At 71.2% G+C, this 20,361-nt stretch carries 24 protein-coding genes and 1 riboswitch; of the genes, 21 read left to right on the forward strand and 3 right to left on the reverse strand.

The annotated features are described in order from the left end of the window. Nucleotides 1-23: 23 nt before the first annotated feature. The 15 genes from rpoZ (at nucleotide 24) to NP095_RS07400 (ending at nucleotide 13,185) form a co-directional block, all read left to right on the forward strand. A complete protein-coding gene (rpoZ, locus tag NP095_RS07330) occupies nucleotides 24-317 on the forward strand; it encodes a DNA-directed RNA polymerase subunit omega (protein ID WP_232416576.1) in 294 nt (97 codons plus the stop codon). A gap of 10 nt (nucleotides 318-327) precedes the next feature. Then, a complete protein-coding gene (gene coaBC / locus NP095_RS07335) occupies nucleotides 328-1,530 on the forward strand; it encodes a bifunctional phosphopantothenoylcysteine decarboxylase/phosphopantothenate--cysteine ligase CoaBC (protein ID WP_232416574.1) in 1,203 nt (400 codons plus the stop codon). A gap of 78 nt (nucleotides 1,531-1,608) precedes the next feature. After that, complete coding sequence (metK, locus tag NP095_RS07340) at nucleotides 1,609-2,796, forward strand: methionine adenosyltransferase (protein ID WP_232416572.1); 1,188 nt, start codon at nucleotides 1,609-1,611, stop codon at nucleotides 2,794-2,796. Between the two features lie 5 nt (nucleotides 2,797-2,801). Further along, nucleotides 2,802-4,697: a primosomal protein N' gene (locus tag NP095_RS07345; RefSeq protein WP_232416570.1), complete on the forward strand. Its 1,896-nt coding sequence runs from the start codon at nucleotides 2,802-2,804 to the stop codon at nucleotides 4,695-4,697. 31 nt (nucleotides 4,698-4,728) lie between these two features. After that, the gene (fmt, locus tag NP095_RS07350) at nucleotides 4,729-5,652 is read left to right on the forward strand and encodes a methionyl-tRNA formyltransferase (protein WP_232416569.1); all 924 of its coding nucleotides are present in this window, start codon (nucleotides 4,729-4,731) and stop codon (nucleotides 5,650-5,652) included. Next, nucleotides 5,649-6,920 (forward strand): RsmB/NOP family class I SAM-dependent RNA methyltransferase, encoded by a 1,272-nt coding sequence (locus tag NP095_RS07355; RefSeq protein WP_232416567.1) that lies wholly within the window; start codon nucleotides 5,649-5,651, stop codon nucleotides 6,918-6,920. The genes fmt and NP095_RS07355 overlap by 4 nt, the downstream gene beginning before the upstream one ends. Before the next feature lie 18 nt (nucleotides 6,921-6,938). Next, nucleotides 6,939-7,595: a ribulose-phosphate 3-epimerase gene (rpe, locus tag NP095_RS07360; RefSeq protein ID WP_232416565.1), complete on the forward strand. Its 657-nt coding sequence runs from the start codon at nucleotides 6,939-6,941 to the stop codon at nucleotides 7,593-7,595. A gap of 33 nt (nucleotides 7,596-7,628) precedes the next feature. Further along, nucleotides 7,629-7,757, forward strand: a riboswitch (FMN riboswitch). Between the two features lie 89 nt (nucleotides 7,758-7,846). Then, the gene (gene ribD / locus NP095_RS07365) at nucleotides 7,847-8,854 is read left to right on the forward strand and encodes a bifunctional diaminohydroxyphosphoribosylaminopyrimidine deaminase/5-amino-6-(5-phosphoribosylamino)uracil reductase RibD (protein ID WP_255668695.1); all 1,008 of its coding nucleotides are present in this window, start codon (nucleotides 7,847-7,849) and stop codon (nucleotides 8,852-8,854) included. Next, on the forward strand, nucleotides 8,854-9,453 hold the full coding sequence (locus NP095_RS07370; RefSeq protein WP_232416561.1) for a riboflavin synthase: 600 nt from the start codon (nucleotides 8,854-8,856) through the stop codon (nucleotides 9,451-9,453). The genes ribD and NP095_RS07370 overlap by 1 nt, the downstream gene beginning before the upstream one ends. After that, a complete protein-coding gene (locus tag NP095_RS07375; protein WP_232416559.1) occupies nucleotides 9,450-10,691 on the forward strand; it encodes a bifunctional 3,4-dihydroxy-2-butanone-4-phosphate synthase/GTP cyclohydrolase II in 1,242 nt (413 codons plus the stop codon). The genes NP095_RS07370 and NP095_RS07375 overlap by 4 nt, the downstream gene beginning before the upstream one ends. Nucleotide 10,692: 1 nt before the next feature. Further along, nucleotides 10,693-11,172, forward strand: coding sequence for a 6,7-dimethyl-8-ribityllumazine synthase (gene ribH / locus NP095_RS07380; RefSeq protein ID WP_232416557.1), 480 nt, complete (start codon nucleotides 10,693-10,695; stop codon nucleotides 11,170-11,172). A gap of 10 nt (nucleotides 11,173-11,182) precedes the next feature. Further along, complete coding sequence (locus NP095_RS07385) at nucleotides 11,183-11,446, forward strand: phosphoribosyl-ATP diphosphatase (RefSeq protein WP_232416556.1); 264 nt, start codon at nucleotides 11,183-11,185, stop codon at nucleotides 11,444-11,446. A gap of 7 nt (nucleotides 11,447-11,453) precedes the next feature. Continuing rightward, a complete protein-coding gene (gene hisG / locus NP095_RS07390) occupies nucleotides 11,454-12,299 on the forward strand; it encodes an ATP phosphoribosyltransferase (protein ID WP_232416554.1) in 846 nt (281 codons plus the stop codon). Between the two features lie 5 nt (nucleotides 12,300-12,304). Then, complete coding sequence (locus NP095_RS07395; RefSeq protein ID WP_232416552.1) at nucleotides 12,305-12,718, forward strand: PH domain-containing protein; 414 nt, start codon at nucleotides 12,305-12,307, stop codon at nucleotides 12,716-12,718. Next, nucleotides 12,715-13,185, forward strand: coding sequence for an SseB family protein (locus NP095_RS07400; RefSeq protein WP_232416550.1), 471 nt, complete (start codon nucleotides 12,715-12,717; stop codon nucleotides 13,183-13,185). The genes NP095_RS07395 and NP095_RS07400 overlap by 4 nt, the downstream gene beginning before the upstream one ends. Here NP095_RS07400 and NP095_RS07405 read toward each other — a convergent pair. Genes NP095_RS07405 through NP095_RS07415 form a run of 3 tightly spaced genes read right to left on the reverse strand, consistent with a single transcriptional unit; the run spans nucleotide 13,182 to nucleotide 15,820 of the window. Further along, nucleotides 13,182-13,724 carry a hypothetical protein gene (locus tag NP095_RS07405; protein ID WP_232416549.1) on the reverse strand — a complete coding sequence of 181 codons (543 nt, stop codon included), beginning with the start codon at nucleotides 13,722-13,724 and terminating at the stop codon, nucleotides 13,182-13,184. The genes NP095_RS07400 and NP095_RS07405 overlap by 4 nt on opposite strands. Before the next feature lie 7 nt (nucleotides 13,725-13,731). Continuing rightward, a complete protein-coding gene (locus tag NP095_RS07410) occupies nucleotides 13,732-14,448 on the reverse strand; it encodes an AIM24 family protein (protein ID WP_232416547.1) in 717 nt (238 codons plus the stop codon). 19 nt (nucleotides 14,449-14,467) lie between these two features. Then, a complete protein-coding gene (locus NP095_RS07415) occupies nucleotides 14,468-15,820 on the reverse strand; it encodes a M15 family metallopeptidase (protein WP_232416546.1) in 1,353 nt (450 codons plus the stop codon). Nucleotides 15,821-16,028: 208 nt separating this feature from the next. Here NP095_RS07415 and infC point away from each other — a divergent pair, with 208 nt between their 5' ends. From infC to pheS, 6 genes are read left to right on the forward strand one after another with little or no spacing between them, the layout of a single operon-like run. Next, nucleotides 16,029-16,751, forward strand: coding sequence for a translation initiation factor IF-3 (gene infC / locus NP095_RS07420; protein WP_232416544.1), 723 nt, complete (start codon nucleotides 16,029-16,031; stop codon nucleotides 16,749-16,751). A 2-nt stretch (nucleotides 16,752-16,753) separates the two neighbouring features. Then, a complete protein-coding gene (gene rpmI, locus NP095_RS07425) occupies nucleotides 16,754-16,948 on the forward strand; it encodes a 50S ribosomal protein L35 (protein WP_256766134.1) in 195 nt (64 codons plus the stop codon). A 36-nt stretch (nucleotides 16,949-16,984) separates the two neighbouring features. Next, nucleotides 16,985-17,377: a 50S ribosomal protein L20 gene (rplT, locus tag NP095_RS07430; RefSeq protein WP_146825451.1), complete on the forward strand. Its 393-nt coding sequence runs from the start codon at nucleotides 16,985-16,987 to the stop codon at nucleotides 17,375-17,377. Between the two features lie 22 nt (nucleotides 17,378-17,399). Continuing rightward, the gene (locus NP095_RS07435; RefSeq protein ID WP_232416542.1) at nucleotides 17,400-18,188 is read left to right on the forward strand and encodes a TrmH family RNA methyltransferase; all 789 of its coding nucleotides are present in this window, start codon (nucleotides 17,400-17,402) and stop codon (nucleotides 18,186-18,188) included. 10 nt (nucleotides 18,189-18,198) lie between these two features. Then, complete coding sequence (locus tag NP095_RS07440) at nucleotides 18,199-19,236, forward strand: sensor histidine kinase (RefSeq protein ID WP_232416541.1); 1,038 nt, start codon at nucleotides 18,199-18,201, stop codon at nucleotides 19,234-19,236. 21 nt (nucleotides 19,237-19,257) lie between these two features. Next, entirely contained in the window at nucleotides 19,258-20,361 is a 1,104-nt protein-coding gene (gene pheS / locus NP095_RS07445; protein ID WP_232416540.1) for a phenylalanine--tRNA ligase subunit alpha, read from the forward strand.

Consider the following 20,361-nt stretch of genomic DNA (forward strand, 5'->3'; position numbering starts at 1 on the left):
CACCACACTTCTGGAGATTCTGAGTGTCCACGACACGTTCTGCCGCCGAAGGCATCACCAACCCGCCGATCGACGACCTGCTCGAGAAGGCGGACTCCAAGTACAAGCTGGTCCTGTACAGCGCCAAGCGCGCCCGTCAGATCAACGCCTACTACTCCCAGCTGGGCGAGGGCCTGCTCGAGTACGTCGGCCCGCTGCTCGAGACGCAGGTCCAGGAGAAGCCCCTGTCGATCGCCCTGCGCGAGATCAACGCCGGCCTGCTGACCGTCGAGGACATCCCGTCCGAGACCGCCGCGGCGTCCACCGACGAGGCCTGAGCCTGTCGCGATGAGCCGCATCGTCCTCGGCGTCACCGGAGGCGTCGCCGTGTACAAGGCGGCGCTGCTGCTGCGGCTCTTCACCGAGGCGGGGCACGACGTCCGCGTCGTCCCCACCGACGCCGCGCTCGAGTTCGTCGGAGCCCCGACGTGGGAGGCGCTCTCGGGCCACCCGGTCCAGACCGGCGTCTTCGAGAACGTCCCCGAGGTCCCGCACGTCAAGCTCGGCCAGACCGCCGACCTCGTCGTCGTGGTGCCGGCCACCGCCAACACGCTGGCGCGGGCCGCCCACGGCCTGGCCGACGACCTGCTGACCAACACCCTGCTGACGGCACGGTGCCCGGTGGTCATGGCTCCGGCCATGCACACCGAGATGTGGCAGCACCCGGCCACGGTCGCCAACGTCGAGACGCTGCGTGACCGCGGCGTCCTGGTGATCGATCCCGACTCCGGCCGCCTCACCGGTGCCGACACCGGACCGGGACGGCTGCCCGATCCCGAGGCGATCTTCGCCTTCTGCCTGCAGGTCCTGCAGGGTCGCCCGCGCGACCTCGCCGGACGGCACGTCGTCGTCTCGGCCGGCGGCACCCGCGAGTTCCTCGATCCGGTGCGCTTCCTGGGCAACCGGTCCTCGGGCCGCCAGGGGATCGCCCTGGCCGAGGCCGCGCTGGCCCGTGGCGCCTCCGTGACTCTCGTGGCCGCCAACGTCAGCCTCGATCTGCCGGCCGGCGCCGAGGTCGTGCGCGTCGTCACGACCGCCGAGCTGCGCGAGGCGATGCGCAAGGCCTCCGCCTCGGCCGACGCCATCGTCATGGCGGCCGCCCCGGCCGACTTCCGGCCCGTCTCGATGGCCGACGCCAAGATCAAGAAGCAGGCCGACGGCGTCGCGCCCACCATCGAGCTGACCGAGAACCCCGACATCCTCGTCGAGCTCGTGCGCACCCGCACGAGCCGGTCGCCGGTCATCGCCGGCTTCGCCGCCGAGACCGGTGACGCCAACGGCACGGTGCTCGACCACGCCCGGGCCAAGCTGGCCCGCAAGGGCTGCGATCTGCTCGTGGTCAACGACGTCGGGTCCGAGCAGGTCTTCGGCCGCCCCGACAACGAGGTCACCATCTTGTCCGCCGACGGATCCGAGCACCCCGTGCCCCGCGCGGCGAAGGGCGAAATCGCCCACGCCATCTGGGACGCGATCGTCCAACGGGTGGAATGAACCAAGGGCGTCACCGTACGCCCACTACAGTCGACACGACGTCCGCGACGTCGTAGCCCAACAGCCAGAGAGGTAACCGTGAGCCGTCTTTTCACCTCCGAGTCCGTGACCGAGGGTCACCCGGACAAGATCGCCGATCAGATCAGCGACAGCATCCTGGACGCCCTGCTCGCGCAGGACCCCAAGAGCCGCGTCGCAGCGGAGACGTTCGTGACCACCGGACTCGTCCTGGTCGGCGGTGAGGTCACGACCGAGGCCTACGCCGACATCGCTCGGATCGCCCGTGACTGCGTGCTCGAGATCGGGTACGACTCGTCCACCAAGGGCTTCGATGGTGAGTCCTGCGCCGTGCAGGTCACGCTGGACGCTCAGTCGCCCGACATCGCGCAGGGCGTCGACACGGCCGAGGAGGCCCGCGTCGGCGGCGCCACCGACCCGCTCGACCTGCAGGGCGCCGGCGACCAGGGCCTCATGTTCGGCTTCGCGTGCGACGAGACCCCCGAGCTGATGCCGCTGCCGATCACGATCGCGCACCGTCTCTCGGAGCAGCTGACCAAGGTCCGCAAGGACGGCACGCTGCCGTACCTGCGTCCTGACGGCAAGACCCAGGTCACCATCGAGTACGACGACAACGACCGTCCCGTCCGCGTCGAGGCCATCGTCATCTCGACGCAGCACGAAGAGGGCGTCGACCTCGAGCACCAGCTGCCGGCCGACCTCAAGAAGCACGTCATCGACGAGGTGCTGAGCCAGTACGACATCGACTCCTCGAACTACAAGTCGCACATCAACCCGACCGGCAAGTTCGTCATCGGCGGCCCCATGGGCGACGCCGGCCTGACCGGCCGCAAGATCATCGTCGACACCTACGGCGGCTACGCCCGTCACGGCGGCGGCGCCTTCTCCGGCAAGGATCCGAGCAAGGTCGACCGCTCGGCCGCCTACGCCATGCGCTGGGTCGCCAAGAACATCGTCGCCGCGGGTCTGGCCACCAAGGCCGAGGTCCAGGTCGCGTACGCGATCGGCGTGGCCCGCCCCGTCGGCTTCTACGTCGACACCTTCGGCACCGAGAAGGTCCCGGTCGACACGATCCGTGACGCCGTGCTCGAGGTCTTCGACCTGCGCCCGGCCGCGATCGTCCGCGATCTGGACCTGCTGCGCCCGATCTACGCCGCCACGGCCGCCTACGGTCACTTCGGCCGCCCGGGCCTGCCGTGGGAGAGCACGGACCGCGCCGACGCACTGCGCGCGGCAGCCGGCCTCTGACCGGAGTGAGTCCCGCCCAGCGGCGTGTCGCGAGAATCCTCGTCGACACGCCGCTGTCGCATCTGGACCGCCCGTTCGACTACGTCGTCCCCGACGACCTGGCTGACTCCGTCGTCCCGGGGTGCCGCATCAAGGTGCGCTTCGCGGGGCGCCTCGTCGACGGCTACGTGCTCGAGCTCGCGGACGACAGTGATCACGAGGGCAAGCTCGCGCCGATCGCCAAGGTCGTCTCGTCCGAGCCGGTCCTGACGCCGGAGATCGCGAAGCTCGCGCGCGATGTCGCCGACCGGTACGCCGGAACGGCCGGCGACGTGCTGCGCCTGGCGATCCCGCCGCGGCATGCCCGCGCCGAGGCCCACCCGGGCGGCGCGACGCCGCCCGAGCCGCCTGCGATCGGCGACGCGTCCTGGCACGCCTACCTGCACGGTGCCGCGTTCGTGCGCGCGCTGGGAGCGGGGGAGTCACCCCGGGCGGTCCTGAACGTCCTGCCGCGCCACGAGCCCGAGCGCGCCGTCGCCGAGGCGGTCTCCGCGGCCGTCCGCGCAGGCCGTGGCGCCGTCGTCTGCGTGCCCGACGTGCGCGACGTGGCGCGCTGGGACGCGGTCTTCGCCGAGGCCCTCGGTCCCGATGCCCACGTCACCCTCACGGCGGCCGACAAGCCCGCCGCGCGCTACCGCAACTTCCTGCGCGTCTCCCGTGGCGAGGTCCAGGTGGTCCTCGGAACGCGGGGCGCTGCCTACGCGCCGGTGCACCACCTCGGACTGGTGGCGATCTGGGACGACGGCGACGATCTGCACGCCGAGCCGCGCGCGCCCTACCCCCACACCCGCGAGGTGCTGCTGACCCGGGCCGTCGAGACCGGCGCCGCGGTGCTGATCGCCGGCCACGCACGCACGGCCGAGGCACAGTCCCTCGTCGAGCAGGGCTGGTGTGCCGAGATCGTGGGCGACCAGCCGGCCCGGCGCCGCGAGTGGCCCGTCGTCGACGTCACCGACGGCACCGAGCACGGCGCCGCGCCCGCACGGCTCCCGGCGGCTGTCTTCGAGACCGTCCGCGGGGCCGAGGGCCCGGTGCTGGTGCAGGTGCCGCGACGGGGCTATCGCACCTCGCTGGTGTGCGACCAGTGCCGGACCCCGGCCCAGTGCCCCGCGTGTGCCGGTCCGCTGGTCCAGCATCGCGCCGATGCGCCCCTGGTCTGCCGCTGGTGCGCCACCACGGTCGCGCAGTGGCAGTGCGGCGAGTGCCACGGCACCCGGCTGCGCGCGCCCGTCGTGGGCCAGCTGCGCACCGCCGAGGAGTTCGCCGCGGCGTTTCCCGGTCGCGCGATCGTGACGTCCGGTGGCCAGACGGTGCTCGATCGGATCGAGCGCGACGAGTCTGCTCTGGTTTTGGCCACGCCGGGCGCCGAGCCCGTGGTGCCCGGTGGCTACGCCGTGGTCGTGCTGCTCGACACCTGGCTGATGCTGGCGCGCGACGACGTCCGGGTCTTCGAGGAGTCGCACCGGCGCTGGTTCAACGCCCTCGCGCTGGCCGCGTACGGCGCCCGCGCGGTTGCGGTGGGGGACAGCGGCACGTTGCAGGGCCTCGTGCGAGCCGACCCGGCCGGCGTCGCCGCCCGCGAGCTGGCCGACCGCGCCCAGACCCACCTGCCCCCGGTGGGCCGCCTGGCCACGGTCGACGGACCCGAGGCCGTCATCACCGGACTCTCGACGCGTGAGTGGCCGCCGTTCGTCGACGTGCTCGGGCCGGTCCCGGTCGAGCCGGGCAGGGATCGGCTGATCCTGCGCGTGCCCCGACGCGAGGGTCTGGCCCTGGCGAAGGTGCTCAAGGGCATCGCCGCCGAGCGCAGCGCGGCCAAGGAACCGCCGGTGCGGATCCAGATCGACCCCGTCGCCTTCTGAGCCTCGGGTGACCACGACCTAGACTCGGCGGGTGAAGATCGTGTTCGCCGGCACCCCGGCCACCGCTGTACCGACCCTCGAGGCGCTCGTCGCCAGCCGCCACGAGGTCGCCGCCGTCATCACCCGTCCCGACGCCCGCGTCGGCCGGGGGCGGTCGCTGCAGCCGTCGCCGGTCGCGGTCGCCGCCGAGGCCCACGGCATCGAGGTCCTCAAGCCGAGCTCGACGTCCGACCCGGAGTTCCTCGAGGCGCTCGCCGCCACGGGCGCCCGCGTCGGCGTGATCGTCGCCTACGGGGCCCTGCTGCGCCGCGACGTCCTCGACGCGCTGGAGTTCGGCTGGATCAACCTGCACTACTCGGTGCTGCCGTCCTGGCGTGGTGCGGCGCCCGTCCAGCGCTCGATCATGGCCGGCGACGAGGTCACCGGCGCCACCGTGTTCAGCCTCGTCGAGGCGCTCGACGCCGGCCCGGTGCTGGGCACGATCACCGAGCGGATCCGCGAGGACGACACGACCGGCACGCTGCTGGACCGACTCTCCGACCAGGGCGCCCGCCTCGTCGTCGACGTGGTCGACCACATCGAGGACGGCGACATCGGCGCCGTCAGCCAGCCCGAGGACGGCGTCTCGTACGCCCACAAGCTCACCACCGAGGACGCCCGCATCGACTGGCGTCGTCCGGCCTTCGCCATCGACCGGCAGGTGCGCGGGTGCACTCCGGCACCCGGCGCCTGGACCGAGGTGGGCGGGGCCCGGCTCAAGGTCGGCCCGCTCACCATCGCCGAGGAGTCGACTCTCGAGCCCGGCGTCGTCTCGATCGCGAAGCGCGAGGTCCGGGTCGGCACCGCCACCACGGACGTCGTCCTGGGTGAGGTGCAGCCGCACGGCAAGAAGGCCATGGCCGCCGCCGACTGGGGCCGAGGTCTCGGCGGCGCCACGGAGGTGGTGTTCGCATGAGCAACGCCATCACCGATCCCCGCGAGGTCGCGTTCGACGTCATGTCCGCCGTCCGCACGCGTGAGGTGTACGTCAATCTGCTGCTGCCGACGCTGCTCGGTGGACTGTCCGATCGCGACGCCGCGCTGGCGACCGAGCTGACCCACAACACGATTCGCAACCAGGGCACGTACGACGCGATCATCGACCGCGTCGCGACCGGCACGGTCCACCCGGCGGTCCGTGACGCGCTGCGGCTCGGCGCCCACCAGCTGCTCGCGATGCGCGTGCCCCCGCACGCGGCCGTCGACACGACCGTGAACCTCGTGCGTCGCCGGATCGGGCACCGCCCGGTCGGCTTCACCAACGCGGTGCTGCGCAAGATCGGCCAGAAGGACCTCGGGATGTGGTTGAACGAGGTCACCGCCGGTCTGAGCCGCCTCGACGCGCTCGCCGTGCGGTACTCGCACCCGAAGTGGGTCGTCGAGGCACTCGAGAAGGCCGTCGGCGCCGACGAGCTCGAGGACCTGCTCGAGGCCGACAACCTGCCGCCGTACGTCACGCTCGTCGCCCGCCCGGGCCTCGTCGACCCGCGATCGCTGCCCGGCGAGACCGGCCGGCTCAGCCCGTACGCCCGGGTGATGACCGGCGGCGGCGATCCCGGCGCCGTGCCGGCCGTGCGCGACGGCCGCGCCGGCGTGCAGGACGAGGGGTCGCAGATGGTCGCGATCACCACCGCCGAGGCACCCCTCGAGGGGTACGACACCCACTGGCTCGACCTCGCCGCCGGTCCCGGTGGCAAGGCCGCCCTGCTCGGCGCCCTCGCGGCCCAACGCGGCGCCACCCTCGTCGCCAACGAGATGCAGCCGCACCGGGCCGACCTGGTGCGCCAGTCGGTCAAGGCGCTGAACAACGTCGAGGTCACCGTCTTCGACGGCCGTGAGGGCCCGTGGGAGGAGGAGTCCTTCGACCGCGTGCTGCTCGACGCGCCCTGCACCGGGCTCGGCGCGCTCCGCCGGCGTCCGGAGGCCCGCTGGCGTCGCAAGCCCGAGGACATCCCCGAGCTCGTGACGCTGCAGCGCGAGCTGCTGGGCCGCGCCGTCGACCTCGTCCGCCCGGGTGGCGTCGTCGGCTACGCGACGTGCTCGCCGCTGCTGGCCGAGACCCGCGAGGTCGTGGACGCGGTCCTCACGGACCGTCCCGACCTGAAGCTCGAGTCCGAGCACCACTGGTGGCCGCACACCGACGGCACCGACGCGATGTACCTCGCCATCGTCCGACGCTCCTGATCTCGGTACCCTCGCCCCATGCGCATCACGCCGAGCCTGCTGAACGCCGACTTCGCGAACCTGGCGGGGGAGGCGGCCCGGATTCCCAGTGCCGACTACCTGCACATGGACGTGATGGACAACCACTTCGTGCCGAACCTGACGCTCGGCGCGCCGGTGATCGAGGCGCTCGCGAAGGCGGCGCCGCAGCCGATCGACGCGCATCTGATGATCGAGGAGCCCGACCGCTGGGCGCCGCAGTTCGTCGAGGCGGGAGCGTCCAGCGTGACGTTCCACGTCGAGGCCGCGAAGGCCCCGGTCCGGCTGGCCCGTGAGATCCGCGCCCAGGGGGCTCGCGCCTCGATGGCGCTCAAGCCCGCGACGCCGATCGAGCCCTACGAGGACCTGCTGCCCGAGCTCGACATGGTGCTGATCATGACCGTCGAGCCCGGTTTCGGCGGCCAGAAGTTCCTCGACCTGTGCCTGCCCAAGATCCGCCGCACGCGCGCGCTGCTCGACAAGGTCGGCGGTGACATCTGGCTGCAGGTCGACGGGGGAGTGTCGCTGGAGACGATCGAGCGCTGCGCCGAGGCCGGCGCGGACACGTTCGTGGCGGGCTCCGCGGTCTACGGCGCGGACGACCCGGGCGCCATGGTCGAGCGTCTGCGTGAGACGGCCGCCGGCGCCTGCCACTGAGCCGGTAGACTTCCCGCAGAACGAGCTAACGCTCGCGTGCTCCGGGGTCGGTGAAAGTCCGAACCGGCGGTGACAGTCCGCGACCCGAGGCCCTCCGGGGCTGAGGTTGAACCGGTGGAACTCCGGTACCGACGGTTAAAGTCCGGATGGAAGGTGCACGCTGCTCGGGCGCGACGCGTCCGAGCCGTCCCCGGTGTGTCGTGAGCCCGACCGCAGGGGGCCCGGTGGCCAGTCAGACCGAGATCGACGCGATGCGTCGAGCGATCGACGCCGCACGCACGGCGGGCCGCACGCTGCCCAATCCGCCGGTCGGGTGCGTTCTCCTCGCGCCTGACGGCACCGAGATCGCCGTCGGCCACCACCGCGGCGCCGGCACCGATCACGCCGAGGTCGACGCCCTCAAGCAGGCCGGTGACCGAGCCCGGGGCGCCACCGCCGTCGTGACCCTCGAGCCCTGCGACCACACTGGCCGGACCGGACCCTGCACCCGCGCGCTGCTCGAGGCGGGCGTCGCGCGCGTCGTCCACGGCTCCAGCGATCCCGCCGAGGGCGCCGGCGGAGCGAAGGCGCTCATCGACGCCGGCGTCGACGTCGAGAGCGGCGTCCTGGCCGAGGAGACCGACGAGCTGATCCGGTTCTGGGCGTTCCGCCACGTCAACGGCCGCCCGTTCGTGACCTGGAAGTACGCCGCCACGCTCGACGGGCTCAGCGCGGCGCCGGACGGCACGAGCCAGTGGATCACCAGCCAGACCGCGCGCCGCGACGTGCAGCAGTTCCGGGCCGAGTGCGACGCCATCATGGCGGGCACGAACTCGGTGCTCACCGACGATCCGCGCCTGACGGTGCGCGACGACGACGACCGGCCCCTCCCGTACGACCGCCAGCCGCTGCGGGTCGTGGTGGGGGAGTCGAAGATCCCGCAGTACTACCGCGTGCTCGACCGCGTGGCTCCCACGCGCCTGATCCAGTCGCGCGACCCGCACGAGGTGCTGGGCGTGCTGAACGACGAGGGCATCCACCACGTGTGGCTCGAGGGCGGACCCCGCCTGGCGGGCGCCTTCTGGGGAGCAGGGCTGATCGACCGCGTCATCGGCTACCTGGCGCCGGCGATGCTCGGCTCCGGCCGCGCCGCGCTGGAGGGCGAGGCCACCACGCTGGCCGACATCCGCCCCATCGACATCACCGACCTGACCATGGTCGGCCCCGACATCCGCATCATCGGCACGCCCGGCCGGGCGCCCAGAGAGGACATGGACTGATGTTCACCGGACTGGTGGAGGAGAAGGGCACGGTCGTGTCCCTGGACGACCTCGGCGACTCCGTGCGGATCACGATCCGCGGACCTGTCGTCACGTCGGACGCCGCGCACGGCGACTCGATCGCCGTCAACGGCTGCTGCCTGACGGTCGTCGACCCCACCGACGACACGTTCAGCGCCGACGTCATGCGCGAGTCGCTCGACCGCACCAGCCTGGGTGACCTGACAGAGGGCGCCGAGGTGAACCTCGAGCGCGCGATGCAGGCCGGCGCTCGCATGGGCGGTCACATCGTCCAGGGCCACGTCGACGGCACCGCCACGCTGCTCGCCCGCACCCCCAGCGAGCACTGGGAGGTTGTCCGCTTCAGCCTGCCGTCCGAGCTGGCCCGCTATGTCGTCGACAAGGGATCGATCACCGTCGACGGCACGTCGCTGACGGTCGTCGAGGCCGGCGACGACTGGTTCAGCGTCTCGCTGATCCCCACCACCTTGGCCGACACCGTGCTCGGCACCCGTCAACCCGGCGACCGCGTCAACCTCGAGGTGGACGTCATCGCCAAGTACGTCGAGCGGCTGCTCGAGAAGGGAGCTCACGCATGAGTGAGCAGTACTCCGGGGTCCGCCTCGACAGCATCGAGCGCGCGATCGACGACATCCGCGAGGGCAAGGCGATCGTCGTCGTCGACGACGAGGGCCGCGAGAACGAGGGCGACATCATCTTCGCCGCCTCCAAGGCCACGCCCGAGCTGATGGCCTTCCTGGTCCGCTACTCCAGCGGCCTGGTCTGCGCGCCGGTCACCGGCGAGATCCTCGACCGGCTCGCGATCCCGCTGATGACGCCGCACAACCGCGACCGCCTGCGCACGGCGTACACGGTGTCGATCGACGCCCGCGACGGCGTCACGACCGGCATCTCGGCGTCCGACCGTGCCCGCACCTGCCGCGTCCTGGCGGACTCGGCGACCGAGCCGTTCGAGATCACCCAGCCCGGTCACATCGTGCCGCTGCGCGCGAAGCCCGGTGGCGTGCTCGAGCGCCCCGGCCACACCGAGGCCGCGGTCGACTTCGCCCGCCTGGCCGGGCTGACGCCCGCCGGCGTGATCGGCGAGGTCATGAACGACGACGGCACGCTCAAGCGCGCTCCCGAGCTGCGCGAGTTCGCCGACGAGCACGGGCTGGCGCTCGTCTCGATCGCCGACCTGCAGGTGCACCTGCGGCTGCACGAGTCGCAGGTCGACCGTCTCGCCGAGACGCGCCTGCCCACCGAGTTCGGCCAGTTCCGGGCGCTCGGGTACCGCGACCGGATCGAGGGCGCCGAGCACGTCGCTCTGGTCCACGGCGAGCCCGGCACCGAGGACGTGCTGGTGCGCCTGCACTCGGAGTGCCTGACCGGGGACGTCTTCGGGTCGCGGCGCTGCGACTGCGGACCGCAGTTCGAGGCCGCGATGGCCGCCGTCGTCGCCGAGGGCGCCGGCATCGTCGTCTACCTGCGCGGCCACGAGGGCCGGGGGATCGGCCTGCTGCACAAGCTGCAGGCCTACGAGCTGCAGGACGAGGGCCAGGACACCGTCGACGCGAACCTCGCCCTCGGCTTCGGTGAGGACGAGCGAGACTACGCCGCGGGCGCCCAGATCCTGCGCGACCTGGGCATCACCTCGGTGCGGCTCCTGACGAACAACCCCGACAAGGCGACCCAGCTGGAGCAGTACGGCGTCAAGGTCGCCGAGCGGCTCCCGGTGGTCATCGCGCCCACGCCCGACAACCTGCGGTACCTGCAGACCAAGGCCGCGCGGATGGGCCACGACCTGCCCGATCTGCACATCGACGAGGAGAGCTGACATGGCCGGACACGGCGCCCCCGAACTGACGGTCGACGGCACCGGCGCGAAGGTCGCCATCGTGGCGTCCAGCTGGCACACCGAGGTCATGGACGGCCTCGTCGCCGGGGCCGAGCGCGCGCTCAAGGAGGCCGGCGTCAGCGACCCGACGCTCGTGCGGGCCGCCGGCTCGTTCGAGCTGCCGATCATCGCGCAGGGCTGCGCGAAGGCCGGCTACGACGTGGTGGTGGCGCTCGGCGTCATCATCCGTGGCGGCACGCCGCACTTCGAGTACGTGTCCGCCGCGACCACCGACGGACTGTCGCGCGTCGCGCTCGACACGGGCGTCCCGGTGGGCTTCGGACTGCTCACGTGCGACGACGAGCAGCAGGCGCTGGACCGCGCCGGACTGCCCGGTTCGAACGAGGACAAGGGCCGCGAGGCCGCCGAGGCCGCGCTCGCGGCATGGGTGACCCTCCGGGGTCTGGCACCCCGCCGATAGGATCGACTCGATGAAGACGTTCGATGGCCTGTTCGCGGAACTGTCCGAGAAGGCCGCAACCCGCCCCGAGGGCTCCCGCACGGTCGAGGAGCTCGACGCGGGCGTGCACGCGATCGGCAAGAAGCTCGTCGAGGAGGCCGCCGAGTCGTGGATGGCCGCCGAGCACGAGGGACCTGCGCGTGCGGCCGAGGAGATCAGCCAGCTGCTGTACCACGCGCAGGTGATGATGATCGCCGCTGGCATCTCCCTCGATGACGTCTACTCACACCTCTAGGAACCACATGCTCAAGGTCGCCGTCCCCAACAAGGGGGCCCTGTCCGAGGCTGCTGCCGAGATGCTGGCCGAGGCCGGCTACCGCCAGCGCCGCAACGCCAAGGACCTCGTCTGCGTCGATGCCGACAACGAGGTCGAGTTCTTCTACCTGCGACCGCGCGACATCGCGATCTACGTCGGCGAGGGCACCCTCGACGCCGGGATCACCGGCCGGGACCTGCTGCTGGACTCCGGCGCCAAGGCCGACGAGGCCATGACGCTGGGCTTCGCCGGCTCGACGTTCCGCTTCGCCGCGCCCCGGGGCACGCTGACGTCCGAGGCCGAGCTGGCCGGACGCCGCATCGCCACCTCGTACCCGGGCATCGTCCGGGCGCACCTGGAGACCCTCGGCATCGACGCCCAGGTCGTGCGCCTCGACGGCGCGGTCGAGACCTCGATCCGGCTGGGCGTCGCCGACGCGATCGCCGACGTCGTCGAGACCGGCACCACGCTGCGTCAGGCGGGGCTCGAGGTCTTCGGCGAGCCGATCCTGCAGTCCGAGGCGCTGATGATCACGCGCTCGGCCTCCGAGGCTCCCGCCGGCCTGGAGGTCTTCCGTCGCCGGCTCGAGAGCGTCATCGTCGCTCGCACCTACGTGATGATGGACTACGACATCCGCGTCGAGAACGTCGAGAAGGCCGTCAACCTGACGCCCGGCATCGAGTCGCCCACGGTCTCGCCGCTGCATCGTGAGGGCTGGGTCGCGGTGCGGGCGATGGTTCCGCGCGACGCCAGCCAGCGGATCATGGACGACCTCTACGCCCTCGGCGGTCGCGGCATCCTCGTCACCGACATCCTGTCGTGCCGGATCTGATGGATATGACCACTCGCCGCACCTTCCGTCCCACCGGCGTCATCGTCGTGATGTGGGCGATGGTGGTCGTGCTGACCGTCATGGCCTTCGTCATCGGCACCCGACTGCCCGAGGACTACCAGTTCCGCACCTCCGAGACCGCGACGATCGGCGTGTTGATCGGCGCCGTGGCGATCTTCGCGCTGGCCTGCACCCTGAGCCGGGCCAGCGGCGACGAGGAGTCGCTGACCTTCGTCAACGGGTTCCGCAAGCACGTCCTGCGCTGGGACGAGATCGCCGTCATCTCGATGCGCGCCGGTGCGCCGTGGCCCACCGTCGAGACCAAGGACGGCCGGCGGCTGCCGGTGTTCGCGATCCAGGGCAGCGAGGGCGGCTCCGCGCGCGACGCGGTGTCGTGGCTCGTCGGGCACATGCGATGAGCGTCCACGGCGGAGGCCGTTCGCTCGCCTCGCCGGCGTTCCCGGACGACGACGGCTCGACCGATCCCACGCTGGACCTCACGGACGACACGACGGTGCTGGCGACCCTCGGCACGGCCCGGGTGTTCGTCCCCGTGGTCGCGGTGCTGGGGGAGCAGGCCACCGACGGCAGTGACAAGAACTCCGACATGGCCGCGGTGCTGATGACCGGCGCCGACGGCCGCACCGCCCTGCTGGCGTTCAGCTCGATCGAGACGATGACGCGCTGGAACCCGAACTCGCGCCCCGTCCCGGTCTACGGTCGTGACGCCGCGCGTTCCGCGATCGCTGAGGGCGCCTCGGCCCTGCTGCTCGACCTGGCCCAGCCGTCGTTCAGTGTCGTCGAGACCGAGGACCTCGAGCACCTCGCCGCCGAGCACGTCCTCGTCAGGACGCCCGCCGGCACCGCCTGGGTCGAGCCGGCCTAGTCCTGATCGATGCGCGTGGCCGGCAGATTGACGAGGTTCACGTCGGCTTCGTACGTGATCGCCGAGGGCGGCAGACCCGCGAACCGCGCGAGCTCGCGCTGCTCGTCCTGACTCGGCACATCGGCGGTCACGCCGGCCCGCACGCCGGATCCGTCCGAGTGCACCGAGACCTCCGTGAGGCCGAGGGCTCGGCCCTCCGCCGAGCCGGCCAGCTTCCGTGCCACCACCTGCAGCTCGGCGCGGGTGTAGGCGGCCTGGGACGTCGCGACGATCCGGATGCCCTCGGGAGTCTCGGCCGCGTACTCCGCCACCTTGGCCGGCACCGAACCGTGCCATCTGGCGGTGATGACCTTCTTGTCGGGGTCCACCTCCAGGCCGGCGAACGAGTCGCCGCCCATCGCTCGAACGTGGTCGGCGATCTCGGCGATGCTGGGGGGAGGTGACGCAGGAGAGGCGCCCGCTCGGGCAACGCCGAACCCGCCGGCCGCCACGGCGAGAGCGCCGACGGCGAGCGATGTCATCGTGCGAAGAGCGCTCATGGTCAGGTCAGCTGAACAGGTCGCCGATGATGCCGCCGCCGCCGGAGGACCCGCCGGAGGAGCCGCTGGCGCCGCTGTCCCACTCGCTCGGCTGGACGACCACGAAGCCCTGACCGTGGTAGCGGTACTGGAACGCCTCGCCCGATCCGCCGCGCAGCATGGAGCGCACGTTCATCGAGTTGACCAGCTGCGGCTGCAGGTGCGACGACCAGGCCACCGCCGCGTTCACGTCGACGTGGGTGGCCTGCTGGGCGCAGTCGAGCACCACGGGCTGGCCGACGGCGTGCAGCGCCACGGTCCCGGTGCCCGAGAGCTCCATGTTGAACAGGCCGCCGGCCATCATGCTGCCGGCCTTGACCCGCTTGATGTCCCACTTCAGGGACGAGTCGAACGCCAGCAGGTTGCGGCCGCTGACGCTGAGCGCGTCGCCGGTCAGCTGCACGAGGAACACGTAGCCGGCCGTGTCGGCGAAGAAGACCTCGCCCTGACCGGAGACGCGCATGAGCGGCACGTCGTCGCCGCTGACGGCCTTCTTCAGCAGGCGGCCCATCGAGCCGGCGCTCTCGTGGTTGAACGTGACGGCGCCCTGGTACGCGACCATCGCGCCCTTGACGGCCAGCACGTCGTCGCCGAGCGAGACGCGCAGCATCTGGGGGTTCTGGACGACGAAGCGCTCGTTCGTCTGCTTCTCGAGGTTGGCCTGGCCGAACAGCTCACTCTGCATGGGCACAGCCTAGGGGGCGTCAGCCGTCGAAGTGATGCATGTCGGAGCGTCCGTACGACCACCGGAAGCCGTGCTTGCGCATGAGCTTCACGACCGGGTCCGACGAGCTGCGCCACGTCACCCGCGCCGGGCTGGCGTGCGTGACGAACCAGCGGTTCGGCACCCATCCGCCGGAGGAGTGGAACGGGTTCTCCCACGGGTTCACGTCGATGGCGCGACCGTAGGCGTGCGGGCTGCGCACCGACCGGCCGACGACCTTGCGGCAGTTGAACCCCGAGGTGTTGTCCGCCCGCATCGACTTGCGGTCGTCGGCGCCCTTCAGCGACTTCGACCAGCCGAAGCGGTCGACCCGGTACATGTTCCGGATCGGGTGCTTGCCCTTGAACATCGCAGTGAAGGCGCGGGCTGTCTTGCCGGCGACCTTGCGGTGGACGACGATCTCGCCGCGGCGCACGTATCCGTCGAACGCCCAGTAATTGACCCGCACGATGCGCAGATCCTTGCGCCCGACGGGGCAGCCGGAGTGCCAGCTGCGGCCCTTCATCGACTTCCACACCGAGTCCGAGAGCTTGGAGATCTTCGCGTCGGCGGCCTTCCGCGATGCGCGCGGCTGGGCCGGCAGGCTGCTGGGGCGGGGAGCGCCCTTGGGCAGGACGACCCGCGTGCCGGGCGGGAGGTTGTCGAGGGCGCGGGTCGCCGAGGTCGCCTTGGCGTACGTGCGCGTGCCGGTGAACCGGAGGCGGTACCGGCCGTCGTTGCGAGGCGCGAACGCGACCGCTCCGGTGCCGTTGCGGACGCTGATGGTGCGGGCCTTGCGCCAGGTCTTCGTGCCGGCCTTGCGGAACTCGAGCCGCACCGAGCCCGTGGGCGCCGGGCCGTGCGCGGCCTTCCACGACGCGACGAAGCGCGCCTTGCGGTAGTCGACGACGCGCGACGGGCTCTGCAGCCGCAGGGACGTCGCGATGCGGGTGCCCGTCACGGTGGCCGCGCCCGAGGTCGCGAGGACCGTCCCGGCGGCGTCGACGGCCTGCAGACGGACCCGGATCGGATCGACGGCGGTGCGCAGGCGGACGGTGAGGCGCGGCCCGTCGACGCTCAGGCCGCCGGCGTTGGTCCAGTCCTTCCCGAGTCGCTGCAGTCGGACCGTCGCGCCCTGCGGGAGGTCTGCGGCGGCGCCGGTCAGGGTGACCTGGGTGCCGATGGGACCCGAGGCCGATGCACGGCTCCACGCCACCGACGGCGGCGGAGCCGGCGGCTCCTCAGGCGCCGAGGGCTCGTCGGCTCGCGCCATGGCTGCCGACCCCAAGACCAGCGCCGTGACCACCACGGGCACCACGAGCCGACCTGACCACCGCACGATTCCCCGAGTCACGTGCTCAGGCTAGCCAGACGCGCGGGGGAGTGCGATTTCCGTTGGGAAGGATCTGGCTGCTAGCATGGTTGATCGAAGTGGAGGTCACTCCCACCTGCCGGGTTTCTGATCCGGGGGTCACCCATTGCGGGTCGTCTCTGGCGATCGCGCGGTGTGCGGCACCGTAGGGTGCGTGTGGTGACTTTCGCTTCGACGGAGGTCACCTTTTTTGTGTCCTCCACCACCGATCTCAGGAGGATCCATCAGCACAGATCTGCGCGTCAACGAGCGCATTCGCGTACCCGAGGTCCGGCTCGTCGGACCCAGCGGTGAACAGGTCGGCATCGTTCGTATCGAAGATGCCATGCGCCTGGCTGCAGAAGCCGATCTCGACCTGGTCGAGATCGCGCCCCACGAGCGTCCCCCGGTGTGCCGTCTCATGGACTTCGGAAAGTTCAAGTACGAGTCGGCGCAGAAGGCTCGTGAGTCCCGTCGCAACCAGACGAACACGGTCATCAAGGAGATGAAGCTCCGCCCGAAGATCGACCAGCACGACTACGCCACGAAGAAGGGCCACGTCGTGCGGTTCCTCCAGGCAGGCGACAAGGTCAAGATCACGATCATGTTCCGTGGCCGCGAGCAGCACCGTCCCGAGCTCGGGTACCGGCTGCTGCAGAAGCTGGCCGCCGACGTCGAGGATCTGGGCTTCATCGAGTCCAATGCGCGCCAGGACGGCCGCAACATGACGATGGTGCTCGCTCCGCACAAGAAGAAGTCCGAGGCGCAGGCCGAGGTCAAGGCCGCCAAGGCCGTGACCACCGCCGCGCGTGAGGCTGAGCGCGAGGCCGAGGCCGAGGCCGAGAAGGCGCATCGCGAAGAACACAAGAAGACAGCGACGGCGAAGAAGCCTCGTCGCCGCTCCGAGAACCTCGACCCAGACATGGAGGCATAACCGTGCCGAAGTTCAAGCCCCACTCGGGCATGAAGAAGCGCATCAAGATCACCGGCAAGGGCAAGCTCCGCCGCGAGCAGACCAACCGCCGCCACCTCCTTGAGGTCAAGTCCTCGACCCGGAAGCGCCGTCTCGCCGGCACGACCCAGGTGTCGAAGGCCGACACCAAGGCGGTCAAGAAGCTGCTCGGTCTCTGAGCGCCCCACCCCCCAAAGATTTGAAGGAGTAACACTGTGGCACGCGTCAAGCGTTCAGTGAACGCGCAGAAGAAGCGCCGCGAAGTCCTCGAGCGGGCGTCCGGCTACCGGGGCCAGCGCTCGCGGTTGTACCGCAAGGCCAAGGAGCAGGTCACCCACTCGCTGGTCTACTCGTACAACGACCGCAAGGCTCGCAAGGGCGACTTCCGTCGTCTCTGGATCCAGCGAATCAATGCCGCGGCTCGCGCCCAGGGCATGACGTACAACCGCTTCATCCAGGGCCTCAAGGCCGCCGAGGTCGAGGTCGACCGCAAGATCCTCGCGGATCTGGCCGTCAACGACATCGCCGCGTTCAACGCTCTCGTCGAGGTCGCCAAGGCGAACCTGCCCGAGGACGTCAACGCCCCCAAGGCCGACCAGGCCGTCTGAGCTCCGGCTCAAACTCTCACTCGTGGCGAGCCCCGGCGATCTCACCGTCCGTTCCGGACGGGTCAAGGTCGCGCGGCGGCTCGCCACGCGTGCGTTCCGGGTCAAGACCGGCGAGTTCCTCGCCGAGGGACCCCAGGCGGTTCGAGAGGCTCTCGCTGAGCCGGGCGTGGTGATCGAGGTCTTCGCGACCGTCGACGCCACCGAGCGGTACCCCGAGCTCGCGGATCAGGCCGAGACGTGGCACGTCGTCACCGACGACGTCGTCGCCGAGATCGCCGACTCCGTCACGCCCCAGGGCCTCGTGGCCCGCTGTCACTCGGTGCTGACCACGATCGAGGACATCCCCGAGGACGCGCGTCTCGTGCTGGTCTGCGCCGAGATCCGCGACCCGGGCAACCTCGGCGCGGTCATCCGCTGCGCCGACGCGGCCGGGGCCGCCGGCGTCATCGTCGCCGGCGAGAGTGTCGACCCGCTCAATCCCAAGGTCGTTCGCGCCACGGCCGGCTCGCTGTTCCATCTGCCCATCGCGGTCGAGGACGACGTGGACGCCGTCATCGCCGAGCTGCAGTCGCGCGGCGTCCAGGTGCTCGCGGCCGACGGCGCGGGGGAGACGGGCCTGTTCGACCCCGACCTCGACCTGGCGGCGCCCACCGCCTGGATGATGGGCAACGAGGCCCACGGACTGCCCGACGCGTGGTCCGCGCTGGCCGACCGGGTCGTCCACGTGCCGATCCTGGGCCGGGCCGAGAGCCTGAACCTGGCCACCGCCGCAGCGGTCTGCCTCTACTCCTCGGCGCGCGAGCAGGGTTAGGCTCTGGCTCGTGCCCTCAGACGAATACCCCGACGGCATCATCGTCGCCGACGCCGATGGGCGCGTGACGTTCGTCAACGAATGGATCAAGTACTGGGCCCGCGCCAAGGGCGACGAGATGCTCGGGATGCATCTGAACGACGCCGTCCCCTTCGACGATCTGGCGGGCAACAGCTGGTTCGACTCGGTGCACCCGTACGACGGTCTCGCGATCCGCACCCGCATCAGCGAGGCGTCCTGGTACTCCCCGCGCGGCAGTGAGTACCTGATCACCGCCGCCCTCGTGCGCGACCGGCCGGCCGGCAAGGTCATCAAGGTCGTCGTCTCGGTGCGCAACGCCCGCGTCCGCCTGCAGCGCGACCGCGAGAAGTCCGACATGGTCGCCACGGTCGCCCACGAGCTGCGGTCGCCGCTGACCGGCATCAAGGGGTTCACCGCGACCCTGCTGAGTCGCTGGGACGCGTTCACCGAGGAGCAGCGCCTCTTCATGCTGCAGACGATCGACGCGGACGCCGACCGGTTGAGCCGCCTCATCACCGAGCTGCTCGACGCCGCCCGGATCGACGCGGGCCGGCTCTCGCTGCGCACCGAGCCGGTGCGTCTCGAGGAGGTGGCCGATCGGGTGCTGAAGTCGGTCTTCTCCACCACCGACGAGCCGCCGGAGCCGCGGGTCACCGGTGAGATCCCGGTGGTCTGGGGCGACTCCGACCGGGTGACCCAGGTGCTGACCAACCTCGTCGAGAACGCGATCCGCCACGGCGAGGGCCTGCGCGAGCTGGTGCTGTCGCTCGAGGACCGTGGCTCGCAGCCGGGCGTGGCCGTCCGCATCGTCGACAACGGCCCGGGCATCCCGGAGGAGTCGCGCGTGCGCATCTTCAGCCGGTTCTGGCGCTCCGGCCCGGGGGCCGGAAGCGGCCTGGGCATGTTCATCGTGCGCGGTGTCGTGGACCAGCACGGCGGCTCGATCTCGATCGAGGACGCCGACGGCGGGGGAGCCTCGATCTGCGTGTGGTTCCCGGTCAACGAGCCGGACTCCCTGACCTCCTGACCCGCCGATAGACTCGAGGGCGTGTCTGCGCCCAATTCCGACTACGACCCGGTCGAGGTGACGCCTCTGCGCGCCGACGAGGTCGAACGCATGCGTGACGAGGCCCTCGCGGCCATCGCCGCGGCCGACTCCCTCGACGCCATCAAGCAGGTGCGCATCGACCACACCGGCGACCGCTCGCCGCTGGCGTTGGCCAACCGCGAGATCGGTGCGCTGCCGCCTGCCGCCCGCAAGGAGGCCGGCAAGCGCGTCGGCCAGGCCCGTGGCGCCGTCAACCAGGCGCTGGCCGCCCGCACCGCCGAGGTCGAGGCCGTCGAGTTCGAGCGTCGCCTGGCCGCCGAGACGGTCGACGTCACGCTGCCGACCGACGTCGAGCCCGTGGGCGCCCGTCACCCGATCACCACGATCCAGGAGCACGTCGCCGACATCTTCGTCGCGATGGGCTGGGAGGTCGCCGAGGGCCCCGAGGTCGAGGCCGAGTGGCTGAACTTCGACGCGCTCAACCTGGGCCCGGATCATCCGGCCCGCACGATGCAGGACACCTTCTGGCTCTCGCCGGAGTCCGCCGCGATGGTCCTGCGCACGCACACGTCGCCGGTCCAGGCCCGCACGATGCTCACCAACGAGCCGCCGATCTACGTCGTCTGCCCCGGGCGGGTCTACCGCACCGACGAGGCCGACGCGACCCACATGCCCGTCTTCCACCAGGTCGAGGGCCTGGCGATCGACAAGGGCCTGTCGATGGCCCACCTCAAGGGCACGCTCGACCACTTCGCGCGCGCCATCTACGGCACCGAGATCACCACCCGGTTCCGCCCGTCGTACTTCCCGTTCACCGAGCCCAGCGCCGAGGTGGACCTGCTCTGCTACGTCTGCCACAACGATCCGGCCGAGGTCGCCTCGTGCCGCACGTGCGGCGGGGAGGGCTGGGTCGAGTGGGGCGGCTGCGGAGTCGTCAACCCGCGCGTCCTGATCGCCTGCGGCGTCGATCCCGAGGAGTACTCGGGCTTCGCGTTCGGCATGGGCCTGGACCGCACCATCACCAGTCGTTACGACATCGCCGACCTGCGTGACCTGTGGGACGGCGACGTTCGCTTCACCGAGCCCTTCGGAGTTGGTCTCTGA

It is taken from the genome of Aeromicrobium duanguangcaii, assembly GCF_024508295.1.
Classification (GTDB): domain Bacteria; phylum Actinomycetota; class Actinomycetes; order Propionibacteriales; family Nocardioidaceae; genus Aeromicrobium; species Aeromicrobium duanguangcaii.

Bases quoted from the DNA above. Each gene is read 5' to 3' on its own strand.
- coaBC (WP_232416574.1), top strand. From the start codon at position 328: ATGAGCCGCATCGTCCTCGGCGTCACCGGAGGCGTCGCCGTGTACAAG.
- NP095_RS07355 (WP_232416567.1), top strand. From the start codon at position 5,649: ATGAGCAACGCCATCACCGATCCCCGCGAGGTCGCGTTCGACGTCATG.
- rpe (WP_232416565.1), top strand. From the start codon at position 6,939: ATGCGCATCACGCCGAGCCTGCTGAACGCCGACTTCGCGAACCTGGCG.
- ribD (WP_255668695.1), top strand. From the start codon at position 7,847: ATGCGTCGAGCGATCGACGCCGCACGCACGGCGGGCCGCACGCTGCCC.
- NP095_RS07370 (WP_232416561.1), top strand. From the start codon at position 8,854: ATGTTCACCGGACTGGTGGAGGAGAAGGGCACGGTCGTGTCCCTGGAC.
- NP095_RS07375 (WP_232416559.1), top strand. From the start codon at position 9,450: ATGAGTGAGCAGTACTCCGGGGTCCGCCTCGACAGCATCGAGCGCGCG.
- ribH (WP_232416557.1), top strand. From the start codon at position 10,693: ATGGCCGGACACGGCGCCCCCGAACTGACGGTCGACGGCACCGGCGCG.
- NP095_RS07385 (WP_232416556.1), top strand. From the start codon at position 11,183: ATGAAGACGTTCGATGGCCTGTTCGCGGAACTGTCCGAGAAGGCCGCA.
- hisG (WP_232416554.1), top strand. From the start codon at position 11,454: ATGCTCAAGGTCGCCGTCCCCAACAAGGGGGCCCTGTCCGAGGCTGCT.
- NP095_RS07395 (WP_232416552.1), top strand. From the start codon at position 12,305: ATGACCACTCGCCGCACCTTCCGTCCCACCGGCGTCATCGTCGTGATG.
- NP095_RS07400 (WP_232416550.1), top strand. From the start codon at position 12,715: ATGAGCGTCCACGGCGGAGGCCGTTCGCTCGCCTCGCCGGCGTTCCCG.
- NP095_RS07405 (WP_232416549.1), bottom strand. From the start codon at position 13,724: ATGAGCGCTCTTCGCACGATGACATCGCTCGCCGTCGGCGCTCTCGCC.
- NP095_RS07410 (WP_232416547.1), bottom strand. From the start codon at position 14,448: ATGCAGAGTGAGCTGTTCGGCCAGGCCAACCTCGAGAAGCAGACGAAC.